This is a genomic window from Faecousia intestinalis (assembly GCF_040096185.1).
In the GTDB taxonomy this organism is placed as follows: Bacteria; Bacillota; Clostridia; order Oscillospirales; family Oscillospiraceae; genus JAZOXB01.
Genome location: NZ_JBBMFF010000210.1, coordinates 12,611 through 33,190, shown reverse-complemented (window position 1 = coordinate 33,190; position 20,580 = coordinate 12,611). Strand labels below are relative to the sequence as shown.

16 protein-coding genes and 1 other RNA gene are annotated in these 20,580 nt (G+C 59.9%); 13 read left to right on the top strand and 4 right to left on the bottom strand.

Annotation, left to right across the window (positions count from 1 at the left end):
- Positions 1–76: 76 nt before the first annotated feature.
- Positions 77–1,021: an alpha/beta hydrolase gene (locus tag WMO66_RS07500; protein ID WP_349135795.1), complete on the bottom strand. Its 945-nt coding sequence runs from the start codon at positions 1,019–1,021 to the stop codon at positions 77–79.
- A 140-nt stretch (positions 1,022–1,161) separates the two neighbouring features.
- Here WMO66_RS07500 and WMO66_RS07495 point away from each other — a divergent pair, with 140 nt between their 5' ends.
- The 3 genes from WMO66_RS07495 to WMO66_RS07485 all read left to right on the top strand — a co-directional run bounded on the left by WMO66_RS07495 (position 1,162) and on the right by WMO66_RS07485 (position 8,664).
- Positions 1,162–2,103 carry a DegV family protein gene (locus WMO66_RS07495; protein ID WP_349135794.1) on the top strand — a complete coding sequence of 314 codons (942 nt, stop codon included), beginning with the start codon at positions 1,162–1,164 and terminating at the stop codon, positions 2,101–2,103.
- Between the two features lie 210 nt (positions 2,104–2,313).
- Positions 2,314–3,039 (top strand): hypothetical protein, encoded by a 726-nt coding sequence (locus WMO66_RS07490; protein WP_349135793.1) that lies wholly within the window; start codon positions 2,314–2,316, stop codon positions 3,037–3,039.
- Between the two features lie 27 nt (positions 3,040–3,066).
- Positions 3,067–8,664 (top strand): S-layer homology domain-containing protein, encoded by a 5,598-nt coding sequence (locus WMO66_RS07485; protein ID WP_349135792.1) that lies wholly within the window; start codon positions 3,067–3,069, stop codon positions 8,662–8,664.
- Between the two features lie 98 nt (positions 8,665–8,762).
- Here WMO66_RS07485 and WMO66_RS07480 read toward each other — a convergent pair whose 3' ends face one another.
- The 3 genes from WMO66_RS07480 to WMO66_RS07470 form a co-directional block, all read right to left on the bottom strand.
- Positions 8,763–9,323 (bottom strand): TetR/AcrR family transcriptional regulator, encoded by a 561-nt coding sequence (locus WMO66_RS07480; protein WP_349135791.1) that lies wholly within the window; start codon positions 9,321–9,323, stop codon positions 8,763–8,765.
- A gap of 92 nt (positions 9,324–9,415) precedes the next feature.
- A complete protein-coding gene (gene pepT / locus WMO66_RS07475; protein ID WP_349135790.1) occupies positions 9,416–10,618 on the bottom strand; it encodes a peptidase T in 1,203 nt (400 codons plus the stop codon).
- 63 nt (positions 10,619–10,681) lie between these two features.
- Positions 10,682–11,881: an acetate/propionate family kinase gene (locus WMO66_RS07470; protein ID WP_349135788.1), complete on the bottom strand. Its 1,200-nt coding sequence runs from the start codon at positions 11,879–11,881 to the stop codon at positions 10,682–10,684.
- A 131-nt stretch (positions 11,882–12,012) separates the two neighbouring features.
- Between WMO66_RS07470 and WMO66_RS07465 the strand changes: the two genes are divergently transcribed.
- From WMO66_RS07465 to ffs, 10 genes are all read left to right on the top strand, one after another.
- Entirely contained in the window at positions 12,013–13,146 is a 1,134-nt protein-coding gene (locus WMO66_RS07465; protein ID WP_349135787.1) for a nucleotidyltransferase family protein, read from the top strand.
- A 67-nt stretch (positions 13,147–13,213) separates the two neighbouring features.
- A complete protein-coding gene (locus tag WMO66_RS07460) occupies positions 13,214–13,621 on the top strand; it encodes a hypothetical protein (protein ID WP_349135786.1) in 408 nt (135 codons plus the stop codon).
- A 128-nt stretch (positions 13,622–13,749) separates the two neighbouring features.
- Positions 13,750–13,950: a 50S ribosomal protein L31 gene (gene rpmE / locus WMO66_RS07455; RefSeq protein WP_349135785.1), complete on the top strand. Its 201-nt coding sequence runs from the start codon at positions 13,750–13,752 to the stop codon at positions 13,948–13,950.
- A gap of 133 nt (positions 13,951–14,083) precedes the next feature.
- Positions 14,084–15,355 (top strand): GTPase HflX, encoded by a 1,272-nt coding sequence (hflX, locus tag WMO66_RS07450; RefSeq protein WP_349135784.1) that lies wholly within the window; start codon positions 14,084–14,086, stop codon positions 15,353–15,355.
- On the top strand, positions 15,352–15,978 hold the full coding sequence (locus WMO66_RS07445) for a YigZ family protein (RefSeq protein ID WP_349135783.1): 627 nt from the start codon (positions 15,352–15,354) through the stop codon (positions 15,976–15,978). The genes hflX and WMO66_RS07445 overlap by 4 nt, the downstream gene beginning before the upstream one ends.
- A 36-nt stretch (positions 15,979–16,014) precedes the next feature.
- On the top strand, positions 16,015–17,031 hold the full coding sequence (locus WMO66_RS07440; protein ID WP_349135782.1) for a deoxyguanosinetriphosphate triphosphohydrolase: 1,017 nt from the start codon (positions 16,015–16,017) through the stop codon (positions 17,029–17,031).
- A 14-nt stretch (positions 17,032–17,045) separates the two neighbouring features.
- Complete coding sequence (gene dnaG / locus WMO66_RS07435; RefSeq protein ID WP_349135781.1) at positions 17,046–18,797, top strand: DNA primase; 1,752 nt, start codon at positions 17,046–17,048, stop codon at positions 18,795–18,797.
- Between the two features lie 3 nt (positions 18,798–18,800).
- Positions 18,801–19,919: an RNA polymerase sigma factor RpoD gene (gene rpoD / locus WMO66_RS07430; protein WP_349135780.1), complete on the top strand. Its 1,119-nt coding sequence runs from the start codon at positions 18,801–18,803 to the stop codon at positions 19,917–19,919.
- 112 nt (positions 19,920–20,031) lie between these two features.
- Complete coding sequence (locus tag WMO66_RS07425; RefSeq protein WP_349135779.1) at positions 20,032–20,262, top strand: acyl carrier protein; 231 nt, start codon at positions 20,032–20,034, stop codon at positions 20,260–20,262.
- Positions 20,263–20,289: 27 nt separating this feature from the next.
- Positions 20,290–20,553: signal recognition particle sRNA large type (gene ffs, locus WMO66_RS07420), an RNA gene on the top strand.
- Positions 20,554–20,580: the final 27 nt, after the last annotated feature.

Sequence of the window (20,580 nt, the reverse complement as noted above, 5' to 3'; positions counted from 1 at the left end):
GCAGCGTGCGTCAGCACGATGCGAGTGTGCGTAGCACACGGGATTCCTGATTAAATGTTTTAATCAGGAATCAGTATCAGAACGTTTTCTGCAGGAATGCCTTGATCGAGCCGTCATACAGCTCCTGATTGTTGATGCGCAGGTGGGAATGCGAGCCTTCGTCCATCCAAACGAGCTCCTTCGGGGCATTGCAGGCCACGTACAGCTCTTCTGCGCGCTTCGGCAGCGAGAAGGCGTCCTTGCGGCCGTGGAGGAACAGGATCGGCGTTTTCACCTTGCCGATGACGCGAATGGGCCGCGCTTCGCGGATCTTCATGCCGGATTCCAGCCGGGCGGCCCAGAAAATTTCGTACAGGACGGGGAAGATCGGCCGCTTTTCGGCCTTCATGTGCAGCTTGAAGGATTCCAGAAACGTTGCGAACAGGCCTTCAACCACGAGATGGGAGACATAGGCTGGAAAGTCCGGCTTTGCGGCTGCCAGCACGACGGCGGCGCCGCCGACGCAGATGCCGTGCAGCACCACGTCGCTGCAGCCGAGCTGATCGTGCGCGAAGCGCGACCATGCGATAACGTCCGACCACTCGCGTGTGCTGCAGTAGTTGTATTTGCCTTCGCTCAGGCCGTGGGCACGGCTGTCGACGACGAGAATGTTGCAGCCCGCCTCGGCGTAGGGCTGTGCGAAATAGTAGCTGTAGTACAGCGACTCGGTGCGGCCGGGGAAGATGATGGCGCAGCGCTTGTGGCCGAAGTCGAAATACTCGCCCGCGAGCTTCAGACCCTCGTTTTCGATGGAAACGGGCCGCTTGCGCGCTTCGTTTTCACGCGCCCAGTCCATGCCGAGGTCAAACATCCGTGTGTGCTCCGGATTGGGTGGATAGCTGTTTGCACGGGTCCATTTTTCCGGCCCGGTCCGGACGAGAATGTTGTGATACACCTTTTTGGCGATGGGCCAGGTCGCTGCGAACATTCCCAGGAACGACAGCAGCACGAACCCCAAAATGAGCCATATCCAGAATGGCATGGGAAGATACCTCCGTTTTTTCTTTCATTATATCGAATTTTGTCGTCTTTGTAAACGCAGAATCATAAAAATACATTGTTCCCTCTTGAAAAATGAACGCATCCATACTATAATGAATGCCGGGAAAGGGGAGAACACTTATGACAAATTTTGCGATCCTGACGGATTCCTGTTCCGATCTGACTGCGCCGCTGCGCGAGCGCTTTGGCGTGGACGGCTATGTGCCCGGGGCGCTCGTCTACCCGGACGGCAGCAATCATTACGCGGATCTTGACTGGAAGAATATGACACCCGCGCAGTTTTTCGGCACGATGAAGGATAAAAAGGGCGGCCTGTTCACCTCGGCGCAGATCGGCCTGCAGGACGTTGCTGACCGGCTCGAGCCGCTGCTGCAGCAGGGCCGGGATATCCTGTTCGTCGCCGTGTCCTCGGGCCTGAGCGGTACATACAACAGCACCTGCCTTGTGGCGAATGAGCTGATGGAAAAGTACCCCGAGCGGCACATCCGCTGCGTCGACACGCTCCGCTACTGCGGTGCAGAGGGGATGCTCGTCATCGCGGCGACGCGCCTGCGCGCTGCCGGGAAGACGCTGGACGAAACGGCCGACTGGCTGGAGGAGAACCGCCTGCGCGTGCACCAGATGGGCGTGCTGGAGGACCTGTTCTTCTGTAAGCGCATGGGCCGCGTCTCGGGCGCTGCGGCCGTGATGGGCACGCTCGTCGGCATCCGCCCGCTTGCGGATATCAACGAGAAGGGCCTGAGCGACGTCATCGGCAAAACGCGCGGCCTTGCCCCGGCGCTGAAGGCGACCGTCGACTATATGGCCCGCACGGTCGAACGGCCGGAGGAGCAGATCATGCTCCTGTCGCATTCGGACCGTCCGGAGCGCGCGGAGGAGCTGCGCACCATGGTCGAGGAGCGCTTCCACCCGAAGGAGCTGCACGTTGTGCCGGTCTGCCAGTCGTGCGGCGCGTCGATCGGGCCGGGCCTGTACGCCATCTTCTATTTTGGCCGCCCGATCTCGTCCGGCCTGACGGAGGAGCGCAGCCTGATCGCGGAGCTGACGGGAAAAACAAAATAATCGCGCGGGAGCCAGCGGCAGTCGAGCCGTTGGCTCCCGTTTTTTGCTGCAATTTACAAAATCTGGAAGTTATGTTTCGGAACATGCCAAATTCGGGCGCCTTACAACAGAAAATCTTGGAAAAACCTGTTGATTTTCCAAAAAACGCGTGGTAAAATATTTACAACTATAGGCTCCGGAGTATGCCGGGGCGTCTGGGAGGGAGTGCCCATGAAACACTTGCTGCGCGCAATGGGCGCAGCCATGTTAGCGGCTCTGCTGCTGTCGGCCTGTTCGACGCCGCAGGAGCAGACCGAGCCGTCCGCGCCGCAGACCACGCAGGCCACGCAGGCCGCAACCGGCGCGACGGAGGAGTCCGCAACGGAGGCAGAGGAACTGCTTGCGCTGCCGCGTGACCTTGGCAGCGGCCTGACGCTGCAGGCGGTCCTGCCGTTTTCCGGCCCGAATGTGGATGCAGACGGCGCGGAGAGCGACCAGCTTGCCACCATCATCGTGCAGAATAACGGCGGCATGGCCGTCGGCGCGGCGGATATCACCCTGACGTGTGAGGACGGCGCGGAGCTCCGCTTCCGCGTGACGGACCTGCCCGTTGGCGGCTCGTGCTACGCCTTCGAGCTGAATTCCGCGCAGTACACCGGCGAGAACCGCGTCTGCGCGGCCTCGGCGGAGGTCGAGCCGGACGGCTCGCTCTCCGTGGACTACCGCGTCAGCGTGATGGTGCAGGACGGCGGCCTCGTCCTCGTCAACATGACGGAGGACACGCTGCACAACGTCACCGTCCGCTACCGCACGGACACCGGCGGTACCTACTTCGGCGGCCTGAGCTACATGGCCACGGTCGAGGAGCTGGCCCCCGGCGCGTCGCAGACGGTCCTCGCGGCGGAATGCTACATGGGTCTGCCCTCCGTCATCGCGGTCTCGGCAGACGAATCGTAATCACCCTAGAAAAAGGAGGAAATATTGATGAGAAAACTGAGCAAAACGCTCCTCTCGCTGCTGCTGATCGCGGCGATGCTCGCATCGTTCGTCGTTCTCCCGGCGGCGGCTGAGGAACCGGCCGCAGAGCAGCCGACCGAGGCTGTGCAGGCGGCTGAGACGCAGGCGGATGACGCTGAAAAGTCGAATTATGAGCTTTCCATCGTCATGCTCGACTGCGGCAGAAAGTATTTTTCCGTGGACAGCATCAAGCAGATCATCGACAATGCCGCTGCGGCTGGCTTCAACAATGTGATGCTTGCGGTCGGCAACGACGGCATGCGCTTCCTGCTGGACGATATGAGCCTGACCGTGAACGGCACGACCTATTCCAGTGAGGAGGTCGCTGCGGCGATCCATACGGGCAACGAGGCTTATTATAATTTCACGACGGACGAACTGACGGAGTCCGAAATGGACGAGATCATTGCCTATGCGAAGACCAAGGGCCTCGGCATCATCCCAGTGATCAACACACCGGGCCATATGGATGCGATCCTTGATGCAGCCGAGGCGCTCACGGGCAAGACCTGCTCCTACAACGGCTCCGCTCGTACCATCGATGTCACGAATTCGACGGCTGTCGCCTTCACGCAGGCATTCGTGCAGAAGTATGTCGATTATTTCGCGGGCAAGGGCTGCAAGTACTTCAATATGGGCGCGGACGAGTATGCAAACGACATGTTCACGAGCGGCTCTATGGGCTTCGGCAATCTGCAGAACACCGGCAAGTACAGCTATTATGTGGAGTATGTCAATGCGGTTGCCGCGCTGATCAAGAACGCCGGTATGACCCCGATGGCGTTCAATGATGGCATCTATTTTGCAAACAATACTTCCAGCGGCACGTTTGACACGGATATCGTGATCTGCTATTGGTCGAATGGCTGGAGCAGCTATACTCCGATGCCGGCTGAAACGCTTGCAAGCATGGGCTTCAAGATGGTCAACACGCACGGCGATTACTATTGGGTCCTCGGCAAGACCAACGCACAGTGCAGTGACACGAAGGCAGCTGGCTTTGACTATACCTCCTTCCCGGGCGGTACGGTCAGCAACCCGAAGGGTGCCATGTTCTGCATCTGGGCGGACTACCCCGGCGCAGAGACGGAAGCTTCCGTGATCAGCAAGACGGCGGATACCATCGCTGCCTTCGGCGCGACGCTGCCGAAAATCGATGATAACAAGACGGTTTCTGACGAAGCGACCGGTGTTTCGGTCACGGCTCCCGGCCTGACGGGCATCACTGTGGCTGCGGTCGATAAGGGCACGGAACTGGATGGCAAGAAGGTCGCCGGTGCTTGGAACATCGAACTGACAACGGAAAACGGCAGCTATACCGGCTCTGCAGCGGTCAAGGTCCCGCTGGACGGCAACTGGACCGGCTGCACGATCACTGCCGGTGTCATGAATGAAAACGGCGGTATCGACTACGGCAAGGACTATGATATCAAGGACGGCTTCCTGACCTTCACGGCTCCGCATTTCTCCACGGTCGTGGTGCTGGCAGAACCGCAGCAGAAGAGCCTTGTTGTGCCGACGAATGGAACGAAGACGGTCGAAGAAAACGGCAATCTGACTGGCTATACCCCGGAATACAGCAAGAATGGCATCGTCAAGCTGGATATGAGCTATGCCAGCAATGTGACGACGATGACCTTCACGGGCCTTGCCAATGGCGACGTGAGCGTCACTGTCGGCAATCTCGTCTATCAGATTACGGTGACGAATGAGTCGTATTCCAGTAAGAAGACGATCACGGTTGCTGTTGGCGAGACGAAGACGGAAACAGTAAAAGGTGATGTCACGGACGGCAAGACTACGGTTCTGGATGACACACATGCCAAGGTCGATGTGAAGTATGTCGATCAGGAGACAACAGAAACACTTGAAAAGGCTAGCAGACTGACGAGCGGCTTGAAGGTTTATATTAGCGATAGCAGTAACAAGAATTTCCTTCAGCTTAGTGGAGAAACTCTCGGGAATACGCAGGAGTTTTCAGAAGCAACAGAATGGACAGTTGGTTATGACAGCAGCAATGGTTACTATCTGTCCAGCAATGGTTACTACTTAAAGTATCATGCAAGCACTTCTTGGAGCGGCACAACTAGGGAACTTGCAGTGACGACAACGTTGAAGCAGACCAGCAATTGGGATACATATGTGAACTATTGTCGGTATTCAGAGACAAGCGAACTCTATTTTGAAGTCACGGGCTGGAATGGTAGTTATACCAACTATTATATTGCTCTCTCCGGGACTGACTGGACAGTGTCTAGCAGCAGTAGTAGCGCCAAGGGTTATGCCTACACGCTGAAAACGACACCAGCGACGGTTAATCAAACCACCATCTCCTTCACCGGTAAGAAGGCAGGCACGACGCAGGTTGTGATTGGCGATGTGCTGTATACGATCGTTGTCCAGGACAAGGCTCCGGACGACGCGATGACAAATACTTCGCTGACGCTGGAGTACTGGATTACGAACTCGCCGGTTTATGAAAAGGCGTCTGTTTCGTCGAACAAAACAAAGAGTATTACCACTGCAACTGATGGTGTAAGCACCGATGCGGGCGTTGACATTGCACAGCTTGCACCGAACCATGCCTATTCCAATATTGACGGCTGGAAAGATGTGTATTACTGGCAAGCTATGCGGCTGGACTCCAATCATCTGCAGACGGAGAAATCTGGCGTTGACCAGACCGCTGACGGCACGACCTTTACCCATGTGCGCTATCACGCCGGTGCGTGGCAGTATAAGACATTGGACGGCACTTGGCATTATTTCCTCAGCACGGATCAGGCGGTTGCCTATTATCTGCAGAAGACAAAAGTCACTACGGAAGTTGAAACCTATGTCAAGGACTGGGGCTATGGTACTAATGGTACCACGCCGGATACTTCGAGCAACAAGGGCCAAGTCGCACTGACGGTTGCAGTTGTCTACCCGGACGGCACGGTTTCCCCAGCCGAGAAAGACATGTATTTCAAATCCACAACGATCTTCAACTACTGGGATGGCCGCGACATTGGCATTATTGCTCTGAAGAATAATGAAGATTATACGATTTCCAAGATTACGGTAACGGATGGTACGCGTGATAAAAATACCGACAATAACGTGTGGTATACCTCTGACACCATCACATGGGAAAAGACAACGCTTGATGATGGCGTGACAAAGTGGTATAACGAGCGCGAGGTCTGGAACAAATCTTCTGGCACAACGCCGATGGTCAACGGAAAGAACAGCAAGGAAACATGGAGCGCTAAGAATACTGCAAAGCTTGTCCTGATCTATCTGGAAGCTGCTGAGAAGGAAAGCAACCTTAATGTTGTGTACTATGATGATACCTACAGCAAGGAAATCATCTCCTCTCAGATCGTTATGTCTTATACGCAGGGACAGGAACCTCCGACGTACCTCAACTCCCTGAAGAATAGCGGTACTGTTACGCCAGGCAAGATTACACTTGAGGATGATGCCTACGTTACGAATAGCTCCGGTGTTAACCAGACGTTCAACAAGAATGTTGCAACTGTTCCGGGCGTTGCAGCTCAGTATCGGAGTGGCCTTTATAAGTATGTCAGTGCCGAAATTTCTGAGGACGGCAAGACGCTGACGCTTCATTATAAGATTTCTGCAAACAACCTGGAAAAATACTATGTGGTTGATTTTGGCCTGCCGGTCCAATTTGAATTGACTGATTTAGTGAATGATACGAATCTGAGCAAGGTTCGTATCAGTACGGTCACGGATGGTAATGTTACATACGATGAGACTACAAAAACATTTACCTACACGCCGACCGAGGTCCTGAAGAGCCTCGCGACGGCAAGCATTGCAATCAGCTATACGGGCAAGGAGGAAGCGATACTTACTGTCGGTTTCATCCCCGCATCGACGGTCTATTATGAGGAAGGCTTTGCTTCGTATTCCGCAAACTGGGTCAGTGAAGGTACCGCGCATGGCGCTCGGCAAGCAAAGGAACCCTATGGCCAAGCGACCAACAGCTACGGTTTTGATCCTGCCTACCGTGAAAACAGCGCGAACAGCGAGGGAACGGTGGCAAGAACAACGACAGTCGGCAGCGATGCGACCTTCAAGTTCAATGGAACGGGCCTGGAGCTGTATCTCCGCACGAAGAATACGAGTGTTAATGCAGAGGATGTGACGAATCACTCCTACATGCTTGTTCAGGTCTATGAGGGCAGCGAGGCGACGACGGATCACCTAAAGCGCATGAGCTTTGTCGATGTGAACAACCTATTTGTTGCAAAGGACACGGGTTATGGCTACAACACACCGTGCTGGACGGTCAATGACATGGCTCTCAATGACTATACGGTTGTTGTCCGTTTCGTTAAGGGCCAGGAACTGGCAATCGATGGCTTCCGTGTGACTGGCACGCAGGGCGAACGCTATGAGAAAGCATATGCTCGGGACGGCGAAGCCAACATGCAGACTGCCGAGATCCGCAATATGGTTCTTGCAAAGGCGGACGTTCCTGCACTTGCTGACAACTGGTACAAGGTTGGCAACGACGTGATTGATGCAGTCTTCGATAAGGAGGATGCAGCTAGAATCAGCGGCGCGGTGCTCATTAAGAAGAATTACAATGAGTCGACGGGCGGCACGGAGGTTACAGTTGATAAAGACCTTGTCAACATTGGCCCGAAGAATGAGATTTATCTCAAGCAGGGCGAGGCTGTTGTAATGCAGCTCACGGGTTCTTATGCTTCTGTTCAGGTCGGCATGCGCAGCCTGACCGGCGATGCGGTGACGTACAAGATCAACACGGAAGAGAAGACAATGAACTCCACGGTTGATATGTATTACAAGGTCAGCCTTGCGGAAGGAAAGCTCGTTATTCAAAATGTCTCCGGTGGCATCCTCGCTCTGACCAAGCTGAAGGTTACCGGAGCGGGCACGACGACCAACGACGTCAGCGTCGAGACCACCCCGGAGGCTATCCGCTATGCGATGGCGCTGATGCGCGGCATCGACGTCCCGCAGTTCACGGACGTCGCCGAGGACGCGTGGTATCACGACTACGTCTACGACCTCGTCTACCGCGGCGTCGTCAACGGCATGACCGCCACGACCTACGAGCCGGAGGGCAAGCTCACCCGTGCCCAGTTCGTCAAGCTGCTGGCCTGCTCCCTCGCGGACGCCGAAACGCTCAAGACCTACGAGGGCAAGCATCCGTTTAAGGACAGCGAGGGCCACTGGGCCGAGGCCTACATCGCGTGGGCCAAGGACAAGGGCATCGTCGAGGGCGTCTCCGCCACGGAGTTCGACCCTGAGGCCCCGATCACCCGCGAGCAGATGGCCACGATCTTCGGCCGCTATGCGCTGAAGCAGGGCATCGAGCTGCCGAAGTCCGAGAACGCGGCCGGGTCCTTCCCGGACGCCGACAAGATTTCCGAGTATGCCCGTGAGTTCGTCGAGCTCATGCGCATCGCGGGCATCCTGAACGGCTACGAGGACGGCACGTTCCGTCCGCAGGGCAACGCCACCCGCGCGGAGGCAGCCAAGCTGTTCTCCCTGTTCCTGTCCATCACGGACAAGCTCGCAAAATAAACGCAATGCCGCCGCCCTCCCGGGCGGCGGCATTTTCTATGGGGCGAATATTTGCAAAAATGGGGACCACCGGCTTCGCCGGTGGTCCCCAAATAATTTTAACTTTTCTCGCAACACCGAGCTACCATTTCCTCCATCATGCCCTGCCGCAGGTGGCACAGCAGCCGGAACTGCTCCACGATGTCCGCCTGCATGCCCTGGCTCATCCATAGCACGATCTGCCCATAGCACTCGCACTGGTAAAACCGCACCAGCACCTCCCGGTCCGCCTCCGGCAGAGCCTTCCCGGCAAACGCCGTGTCAAAATAGTTGCCCACCACGCTGTGGCAGATGTCCATCAGGCTGTGCTCATAGGCCTCGTGGCTGGCGGAATTGTAAAGATGCAGCACGGCCGTTCGGTTCTGCAGGGCGAACTCCACGGCGATCTCCAGACACTGCTCCAGTGAGTCGACCGTCGGGTACTCCTGCACGATGCGTGCAGCCTCGTCCCGCACGATCTCCTCCGCCAGCGCGGGGATGTCCGGGTAGTGATAGTAAAACGAATTGCGGTTGATGCCGCAGTCCTCCACGATGTCCTTGACTGTGATCTTGTTGAGCGGACGCTCGTTGAGCAGCTTCAGGAACGAAGCGCGGATCGCGCGTTTGGTCAGCGATGTCACGGGCTGCACCTTCCTTTCCTGCCCATTATGCCACAGACCGGGATTTTTTGCAAGGAAAAAAACAGGGCCGCCGGAGCGGCCCCGCTTGTGGATCATTTTGCTGCGTTGCGCAGGATGCACTTGAGCGTCCGCACGGCGGCCTCCATGTCCTCGACCGGGACGTACTCGAACCTGCCGTGGTAATTCTCGCCGCCCGTGAACAGGTTCGGGCAGGGGAGCCCCTCGTAGGACAGGCGCGCGCCGTCCGTGCCGCCGCGGATGGGCACGACGCGCGGCGTGACGCCCGCATCGCGCATGGCCTGCTGCGCGGCTTCGACGATGGCCATATGCGGCTCGATCTTCTCGCGCATGTTGTAGTAGCTGTCGCGCAGGGCGACCTCGACCGTCCCCGCGCCGTATTTCGCGTTCAGGAAGGCCGCCGCCGACTCGAACAGCGCCTTGCGCGCCTCGAACGACGCGCGGTCGTGGTCGCGGATGATGTATTCGAGCGTCGCCAGCTCCACCTCGCCCTGCATGGCGCACAGGTGGCTGAAGCCCTCGTAGCCCTCCGTGGCCTCCGGGCGGTCGTGCACCGGCAGCATGCCGTGGAACTCCATGGCGATGAGCTGCGCGTTGATCATGCAGCGCTTGGCCGAGCCGGGGTGAACGTTGCGCCCGTGGACGGTCACAACGGCGGAGGCGGCGTTGAAATTCTCATATTCCAGCTCACCGAGCGTGCCGCCGTCGACGGTGTAGGCGTAGTCCGCGCCGAAATGCGCCAGATCGAAGCGGTCCGCGCCGCGGCCGATCTCCTCATCCGGCGTGAAGCCGATGCGCAGGGACGCGTGCGCGCCGCCCTCGGCCAGCAGCTCCTCCACGGCGGTCAGAATTTCCGCGATGCCCGCCTTGTCGTCCGCGCCGAGCAGCGTCGTGCCGTCCGTGACGATCAGGTGCTTGCCGACGCTGCGGTTCAGGATCGGGAAATCCGCGGGGCTGAGCAGCGTCGTGTCGTTCAGGGCGATATCGCCGCCGGTGTATTCCACGATGCGCGGCTTGATGCCCTTGCCGGAGCAGTCCGGCGAGGTGTCCATATGGGCAATGAGGCCGATGGCGGGCGCACCGGGCGTTCCGGGCACGGAGCCGTAGACATAGCCGTCCGCGTCGATGCGGGCGTCCGCAATACCGAGCGCGCGCATCTCCTCCACGAGCGCTTCGCCGAGCAGCTTCTGCTTCGCGGTCGAGGGGCAGGTCTCCGAGCTCTCATCCGACTGCGTGTCGAAGGAAACATAGTGCAGAAGGCGTTCCGTTACCGTCATATCCGTTCTCCTTTCCAATTGTCGAAAACTGCCCCGGCGTTTGGCCGGGGCAGAAATTTTTTCTTACTTGCCGCAGAGCGCTGCAGTGTCCTGCGCGATCATGAGCTCTTCATTCGTGGGGATGACCCAGACCTTCACGCGGGAATCGTCCGCAGAGATGAGGGCTTCCTCGCCGCGCACCTTGTTGCGCTCCGGGTCGAGCTTGACGCCGAGGAATTCCAGACCCTCGCAGATGGCGGCGCGGTTCGTGCAGCCGTTCTCGCCGACACCGGCCGTGAAGACCAGGCAGTCCAGACCGCCGAGCGCGGCAGCATAGGCACCGATATACTTGCGGACCTCGTAGCAGAACTTGTCCAGCGCGAGCTGGCAGGCCTCGTCGCCCTTGTTGGCGCCGGCCTCGAGATCACGGAAGTCGGAGGACACGCCGTTCGACAGAGCCAGCACGCCGGACTTCTTGTTCAGCATCGTCAGGCACTCGTCGGCCGTCATGTTGTACTTGTTCATGATGAACTGCGCGACGCAGGTGTCGATATCGCCTGCGCGGGTGGCCATGGGAACGCCGGCCAGCGGGGACAGGCCCATGGATGTATCCTGGCACTTGCCGTCCGCAACGGCGGAGAGGGAGGAGCCGTTGCCGAGGTGGCAGACGACGATCTTCAGCTCGCTTGCGGGCTTGCCCATCAGCTCGATGGCGCGCTTGGAGACATAGCGGTGGGACGTGCCGTGGAAGCCGTAGCGGCGGAGATGATCTTCCTCATAATACTTCGTGGGGATGGCGTAGCGATAGGCCTTCGGGGGCATGGTCATATGGAACGCAGTGTCGAACACGGCGACCTGGGGCTTGCCCGGCATGACCTTCTCGCAGGCCTCGATGCCCATGAGGTTGGCAGGGTTGTGGAGCGGGCCGAGGGGGATGCAGTCGCGGATGGCCTGCTTGCAGGCTTCGTCGATGATGCAGGATTCAACGAACTTGTCGCCGCCGTGCAGCACGCGATGGCCGATGGCATCGATCTCGTCCGTGGACTTCAGAACGCCGTACTCCGGATCGACAAGGATGGACAGGACGGCCTCAATGGCTTCGGAATGCGTGGGCATGGGGATGTCGCGCTCGACCTTCAGACCGGTGGCGGGGACCTTGTGTGTCAGCTTGCCATCGATGTAGATGCGCTCGCACAGGCCCTTGGCGAAGACCTCACCGGAGGTCGGGTCCATCAGCTGGTACTTCAGCGAAGAGCTGCCTGCATTGATCACGAGAATTTTCATGGTTGTGTCAACTCCTGTAAAAACATTGTTTTCTTTTCTTCAATTTCGTGATAGTATTAACACATACGACTTTATTCTATAATAAATTGGCGCATGATACAAGTGCTTTTTTGGGAAATGAGGAATTTTTTGTGAGGATCGCCGGAATCATCTGCGAATACAACCCCTTCCACAACGGCCATGCCCATCAGCTCGCCGTGCTGCGGGAGGCGGGCTATGCGCCGGTGTGCGTGATGAGCGGGGACTATGTCCAGCGGGGCGAGCCCGCTGTCATCCCGGCTGCGGCACGGGCCGAGGCTGCCGTTCGCTGCGGGGCGGCGCTGGTGCTCGAGCTGCCGCCGAGCTATGCGCTCCGCTCGGCAGAGGGCTTTGCGGACGGCGGCGTGGAGCTGCTCGACCGCCTCGGCTGCGCGGAGGCGCTGTGCTTCGGCAGCGAGAGCGGCGATGCGGAGGCCCTGCTGGCTACGGCGCAGACGCTGCTGTCTCCGGAGCTTGTGCCGCTGCTGAAGCAGGAGCTTGCGGGCGGCGCCTCGTTCCCGGCGGCGCGGCAGCGGGCGCTGGAACGGCTTGGCGCGCCCGGTGCGGCGCTGCTGGAGCGGCCCAATTCCATTCTTGCGGTGGAATACTGCAAGGCTCTGCTGCGGCGCGGGTCTGCCATGCGGCCGCTCGTGCTGCACCGCGCGGGGGATTATCACGGTGGGAGCGCTGCGGATGCGCCTTCGGCCAGCTTTCTGCGCGGGCAGGCGGACTGGGCGGGCTATATGCCGGAGGCTGCGCGGGCCGTGCAGGCCGCTGCACCGCGATATAGGCTGGCGGCGGGGGAACGGGCCATGCTTGCGCGCCTGCGGGCCATGGGGGAGGACGAGTTCGCCGCGCTGCCGTTCGGCTCCGAGGGCCTGTGGCAGAAGGTGATGCATGCCTGCCGCACGGAGGCGTCGCTGGAGGGCATCCTCGCGGCCGCAAAATCGAAGCGCTATCCGCGCACCCGGCTGATGCGGATGCTCCTGTGCGGCTTTCTGGGCCTGACGGAGCAGCAGCTGGCCGAGCCTGCGCCCTATGTGCGCGTGCTGGCGCTCGATACGGACGGCCGGGCCATCCTGCGGGCGGCGCAGGGCGGGCTCTCGCTCCTGCATGCGGGAGAGCGCGCACAGGACTGCGCGTTTGCGGAAACGGAGCGGCGCTGCCGCGCACTTTACGGCCTGTTCCGGGAGAACGGGCCCGCGGAGCCTGTACCGAAATCGCGCGTCTATGTGCAAAGGGATTGACATCGGGCAGCATTTCCCATACAATCATTTCCAGATGCGCACGGCGCACGGAAAAGGAGAGAGAAAAATGGCAATTATGCTTCGGCTCAAATGCCCGTCCTGCGGCGAAGTCATGAACGCGGCAGGCTTCTGCAATTGCACCAAATGCGGCACACCGATCCGCTACAACGGCTGGGGAATGCTGCAGATCTACCGCATGGGCTCCCCGGTCGGCATCGCGGCAGGCTACGGCATTTATCTGGACGGCCAGCCCTACGGCCATCTGGCCAACAAGGAGAGCATCCGCATTCCGCTCCCGATGGGGACGCACACGCTGCACATGACCTGCGGCATGACGCGCCGCTGCGAGGACCTGACGTTCACACTGACGCCGGAGGCCCCTGCCGCCTATGTCAAGGCGTCCATCCGCATGGGCTTCTGGTCGAACACGATCCACCTGACTCCGGCCGATCCGTCCGAAATGCCGCAGGCGTAAACCGGTTTTTCCAAGAAAAAAAGCAAAAATAATGCTTGCAATTCTGCGAAAACTGTGGTAAGATAGTCGGGCATTGAAAATAAGAGGGGCATCATGCCCTTTTACGAAACGAGAAAGAGGTGAAAGCAATGAAGGAAGGAATCCATCCGAAGTACGAACAGACGACGATTCGATGCGCGTGCGGTGAGATCATTGAGACCGGTTCCACGAAGAAGGACATCAAGGTCGAAATTTGCTCCAAGTGCCACCCTTTCTATACCGGCAAGCAGAAGCTGGTTGATACCGGCGGACGCGTTGACCGCTTTAACAAGAAGTTTGGCCTGAAGTAAAGAATGAACGAAAAGTCTGCATCGTATCGGTGCGGACTTTTTTCATACTTTTTTCGGGAAAAAACGCAGCTCCTGCCGTCGGCCGCACCGGTCAGCGGCTCTGGGGAGCACAGTCAGAATTTTGGAGGTAGTCATGCAGCAGAATGATCGAGTTAAAGCAGAAAAGGCCATCCTGGTCGGCCTGAGCGCGGACTGCTTCCGGCCGGAGGAGAACGCCACGGACGAGTCGCTGGACGAGCTGGAGGCTCTCCTCGAGACGGCGGGCGGCATCTGTGAGGCAAAAGTGCTGCAGAACCGCCACACGCCGGACCCACACAGCTTCATCGGCGAGGGAAAGGCACAGGAGGTGCGCACGCTGCTCGAGAGCACGGGCGCGACGCTCGTTGTGTTTGACAACGACCTCTCGCCGTCCCAGATCCGTGCGCTGGAGGAGCTGACGGATGCGACCGTTCTGGACCGCATCGCCCTGATCCTGGATATCTTTGCCCAGCGCGCCAAAACGGCCGAGGGCCGCCTGCAGGTCGAGCTGGCGCAGTATCAGTACCTGCTGCCGAAGCTCTCCGGCATGGGCACGTCGATGTCCCGCCTGGGCGGCGGCATCGGCACGCGCGGCCCCGGTGAGACGAAGCTCGAAACGGACCGCCGCCACATCCGCGAGCGCATCACCCGCCTGCAGGCGGAGCTGGACGAGGTGCGTCGCGTGCGCGCCACGCAGCGTGAGCGCCGCGTGAAGAACTCCATGCCCGTCGTGGCGCTGGTCGGCTACACGAATGCAGGCAAGTCCACCCTGCTCAACGCTCTTACGGGCGCGGGCATCCCGGCCAACGACCGGCTGTTTGACACGCTGGACACGACGACCCGCCGCCTGAAGGTGTCGGATCATCTGGAGATCCTGCTGTCCGATACCGTCGGCTTCATCGCCAAGCTGCCGCATCATCTCATCGAGGCCTTTCAGGCTACGCTGGAGGAGCTGCAGTATGCGGACCTGCTGCTGCATGTCATCGATGCGTCCGACCCGCACCGTGAGGCGCACATCGAGGTTGTCGACCGGCTGATCGACAAGCTGGCCAAGCCCGGCGTGCCCGTGCTGCGCTGCTATAACAAGGCCGACCTCGTCGGCGACGTCTCGAATCTCCCCATCGGCGAGAAGAACATCCCCATGTGTGCGCGCAGCGGCATCGGCATGGACGAGCTGCTCACACGCATCGAGGAGACGCTGACGGGCCGGCTCCATCGGGCCGTGTTCCTGCTGCCGTATTCCGACGCGGGGGCGCTGGCCCAGCTGCACGAGCAGGCGCAGGTGCTCCGCGTGGATTACCTGCCGGAGGGCGTTGAGGTCGAGGCCGTCTGCCGCGAGGAGCTGTTCGGCCGCCTGAAGCGCTTTGTAAAGGAGCCGGAGGCATGAAGGAATATCTCGTCCCCACCGGCGACGGCGAGGCACAGTTCATCGAGCGCCGCTCCCGCTTCATCGGACACATCTTCCTGACGGAGACGGAGGAGGAGGCGCTCGCGCGGCTGAAGCAGATGCGCGAGCAGTACTGGGATGCGACCCACAATGTCTATGCCTACATCATCCGCGATGGCGCAACGCGCTTTTCCGATGACGGCGAGCCGGGCGGCACGGCGGGTATGCCGGTGCTGCAGGTGCTGCAGCGGGAGGAGCTGTACAATGTAACGTGCGTCGTGACGCGCTATTTCGGCGGCATCCTGCTCGGCGCGGGCGGCCTTGTGCGCGCCTATGCTCACGGAGCCAAGATCGCCGTGGACGCCGCAGGGCGCTCCATCAAGCGCATCTGGACGAATGTCTATCTGCCGTGCCCCTACAGCTGGTATGAGCGCATCCGCCTCGAGGTCGCCGCATTCGGCGGCATGATCCGCGAGACGCAGTTCGGCGCGGATGTCGAGCTGGACCTGCTGCTGCCGGAGGAGCAGACACAGGGCTTCCTCGAGCGGGTGACCGACCTTTCGGCCGGGACGATCGAGGGGCTGATCGGAAAACAGGAATACCGCGCGTTCCCGCTTTCCTGAGCGGACGCGCCGAGCGACAGACGGGAGGAAATGCCGATGACGATCCGGGAAGAACTGGAATGGACCGAGCACCTTTGCCTCAGTGAGCGTGCGCAGTTTTCCGATGCCACGCGCGGCCGCCCGCGGCCGGAGGAGGCGCAGGAAAACGACGTGCGGACCTGCTATCAGCGGGACTCCGACCGCATCCTGCACAGCAAGTCCTTCCGCCGCCTCATGCACAAGACGCAGGTCTTCCTGCAGCCGGAGGGCGATCACTACCGCACGCGTATGACGCACACGCTGGAGGTCGCGCGCATCGCGCGCACCATTACGCGCGCCCTGCGTCTGAACGAGGACCTGGCCGAAGCCATTGCCTTCGGCCACGATCTCGGCCATACGCCGTTCGGCCACGCGGGCGAGGTTGCGCTGACGGAGGTCATGGGCGAGCCGTTCCGCCATAACGAGCAGTCTCTGCGCGTTGTAGACGTACTGGAGAAGGACGGGCAGGGCCTGAACCTGACCTATGAGGTCCGCATGGGCATCCTCGGCCATTCGAGCCACAGCCGCATGCCGGAGACGCTCGAGGGCCAGATCGTACGCAAATCCGACCAGATCGCCTATATCAACCACGACATCGACGACGCCATGCGCGCCGGGATCCTGACGAATGACGACATTCCGCGCGAGATCTCCGATGTGCTCGGCGAGACCCACCGCGAGCGCATCAATACGCTCGTGACGGATATGATCTTCCACTCACGCGGCACGGGAGAGCTGGGCATGACGCCCGAGATCGAGCAGACCATGCAGGCCCTGCGCCAGTTTATGTTTGAGCACGTCTACAAGAATCCGGTCGCCAAAGGCGAGGAATCCAAGGCCCGCCGCATCCTGCAGGAGCTTTATACCTATTACATCGCCCATCCCGAGGCGCTGCCGCAGGATTTCCAGCCGCAGCTCACGTTCGAGGGGCTTCCACGCGTCGTGTGCGATTATATCGCGGGCATGACGGACAAATATGCCATGTACAAGTATGACGAGCTGTTCATTCCGACCGGCTGGCAGGTGCGTGGCTGAAAGGAGGCAGAGCCGTGGCTTTTCCCCCGGCATTTCTGGATGAACTCAACGCCCGGAATCCCATTGAGGACGTCGTCGGGCAATATGTCGCGCTGACGCGCCGGGGCAGCAACCTGTTTGGCCTCTGCCCCTTCCATGGCGAAAAGACGCCGTCGTTCTCCGTCGCGCCGGAGAAGGGCATTTTCTACTGCTTCGGCTGCCACAAGGGCGGCGGCGTGGTGAATTTCATCATGGAGATCGAGAACCTCACCTACGGCGACGCCGTGCGCTTCCTGGCAAAGCGCGCGGGCCTCGAGGTCCCGGACGATGGCGCTTATCAGTCGCAGTATAAGAAAAAAGAACGGCTCTGGGCACTGTGCCGCGCGGCGGCACAGTTCTATCACGCCCAGCTCAAGACCCCGGCGGGAGAGGAGGCGCGGGCCTATCTGCAGAAGCGCGGTGTCTCCGGCCAGACGGTCACACGCTTCGGCCTCGGCTATTCGCCGAATCGCTGGACGGCTCTGCTTGACGTTATGACGGCAAAGGGCTACACGAAGGAGGAACTGCTCGAGGCGGGCCTCCTCAGCCAGAACCGCGACAAGGGGACGCTCTATGACCGCTTCCGCAACCGACTGATGTTCCCCATCATCGACGTGCGCGGCAATGTCATCGGTTTCGGCGGCCGCGTCATGGACGATTCGACGCCGAAGTACCTGAACTCGCCGGAAACGATTATTTTTAACAAGCGGCGGAACCTTTTCGCCATGAATGTCGTCAAGAAAAGCAAGCGGGAATTCATCATCCTCACGGAGGGCTATATGGATGCCATCGCGCTGCATCAATATGGCTTCGACTGTGCGGTGGCCTCGCTCGGCACCTCGCTGACGCAGGAGCACGCGGACATGCTGTCCAAATATACCGATGAGCTTGTGCTGACCTACGACGGCGACGAGGCCGGGCAGAACGCCACCCAGCGCGCCATCCCCATGCTGGAGCGGACGGGTCTGCGGGTGCGCATCCTGCGGATGCGCGGCGCAAAGGACCCGGATGAATTCCTGAAGAAATACGGCGCGGACCGCTTCCGCCTGCTGCTGGAGGGCTGCGAAAATCAGGCAGAGTACCGCCTGCGCTCGCTGCAGATGCGCTTTGACCTCTCGCAGGATGAGCAGAAGGTGGAGTTTGCCAAGCAGGCCGCCGCCCTTATCGCGGGCTTCGGCACGGCGGTGGAGCGCGAGGTCTACGGCACGCGTGCCGCCGAGGCGGCAGGGCTTTCGCCGGACGTGCTGCGCATGGAGATCGACCGCGCCCGCAAGCGCCTGCTGCGGCAGGAGAAGCGCGAGGAGACGCGCCGGGAGATGGACCCGGCCGCGGCCGTTCAGCCGTTCCAGCGCGAGCTGCGCTACGACAACGTCCGCTCCGCCGTGGCGGAGGAGGGCCTGCTGCGCATGCTGTTCCGCGAGCCTGCTCTGCTGGCGCAGACGGAGGGCCTGACGGCGGAGGATTTCTCCGTGCCGCTGTTCGGCCGGGTCTATGCCGCTCTGCGCGAGCGGTGGCAGAACGATCTTGCCATCACGCCTGCGGCGCTGGCGGACAGCCTGAGCCCGGCGGAAATGGCGCATCTGACGGCCGTGCTGCAGAAGCAGGAGCCGCCGCTGTCCGAAACGGCGCTGGCGGATTACCTGCGCATCCTGCGTGAGGAGCGGGCCAAGGCGCGCGTGAGCGACGCCAGCGACCTGCTTGCCATGCAGCGGGATCTGAAGAAGAAAAAAGGATATGGAGGTTCGTAAGCGATGGAAGAACAGGTGCAGATGAACGAGAAGCTCCGCGCGCTTTTGGAAAAGGCGAAGCGGGAGAAAAAGATCGCCTCCAAGGACCTCATCGATACGCTCGAGGCGATCGATGCGGATGAAAAGCAGACGGAGCTGATCTACGAGGCGCTGGACGAGGCCGGAGTGGAGATCGACGTCTCCGACGTCGTGGAGCTGCTGTCCAAGCCGGAGGAGATGCTCCCGAGCGAGGAGGACCTCGAGCTGATCGAGGAGGAGAAGATCATCGACACGGAGGATCTCTCCGAAAATATGAGCCTGAACGACCCGGTGCGCATGTACCTCAAGGAGATCGGCAAGATCCCCCTGCTCACGCTGGAGGAGGAGCACAAGCTCGCCGTGCGCATGGCCGAGGGCGATGAAGAGGCCCAGAAAAAAATGACAGAGGCCAACCTTCGTCTCGTCGTTTCCATCGCAAAGCGTTATGTCGGCCGCGGCCTGCCGTTCCTCGATCTCATCCAGGAGGGCAATCTCGGCCTCATCAAGGCCGTCGGCAAGTTCGACTACACGAAGGGCTATAAATTCTCCACCTATGCGACCTGGTGGATCCGACAGGCCATTTCCCGCGCCATTGCCGACCACGCCCGCACGATCCGCATTCCGGTACACATGGTCGAGACCATCAACCGCGTCTCCCGCGCCAACCATGAGCTGCTGCAGGAGCTGGGCCACGAGCCGTCGCCCGAGGAGATCGCGCACAAGCTGCATCTCCCGCTGGAGAAGGTCGAGGAGGTCATGCGCATCGGACAGGAGCCCATCTCACTCGAGACGCCGGTCGGCGAGGAGGATGACAGCCACCTCGGCGACTTCATTCAGGACGACGAGGCCGAGGAGCCCGCGGACGCCGCGTCCTATGCCATGCTGCGCGAGCAGCTGGCGGGCGTGCTGAAGACGCTCACGCCGCGGGAGGAGCGCGTGCTGCGCCTGCGCTACGGCCTGACGGACGGCCGCATGCATACGCTGGAGGAAGTCGGGGAAGAATTTAACGTCACACGCGAGCGCATCCGCCAGATCGAGGCGAAGGCTCTGCGTAAGCTGCGCCATCCGTCGCGTTCTAAAGTGCTGAAAGACTTTTTAGGATGACAGCTGGAACGCCCCTGAAAAAATTTCTCTTGACTTTACGGAAAAAATCCGTATGATATAGAGAGGAGAGAGGCGCGACTTTGCAGCGCGTCAAAGACAGGAGCGAAGAACGATGTTTGAACGGATCACGACATATCTGGCAGAGCAGTTCGATTTCCCGAAGGATTCGCTGCACTGGGATACGACGTTTAAGAGCCTGCAGCTTGACTCGATGGACATGGTCGAAATGATGATGGACATGGAAGAAGAGCTCGGCGTGGATTTTGACCAGAACGATATGGCAGAGCTGACCACCATTGGTGAGCTTGCCGATTACATTGAAAAGAAGCTGAACGAGGGCTGAATCAGGCCATTCCGGTCTGTGACAAGGTCGCACTAGTCGGGGAGATAGCGGTGCCCTGTGACCTGCAATCCGCTATAGCAGGGATGAACTCCCATACCCGGGTTCGTGCTGTTTTGCTGTCCGAATAAGCGGTGTTGAGGCATCGGTCTTGCGCAACGGGCTCCCGTGAACCATGTCAGGCGGGGAACCGAGCAGCATTAAGCGGATCTGTCCGTGTGCCGCAAGGACGCCGCTGCTGAGCTGGCTGTTCGGGAAACGGAAATGGTTCCGGATTCAAATATGGGTGTGCGATCTTGTCATGGATCGGAATGGACAATA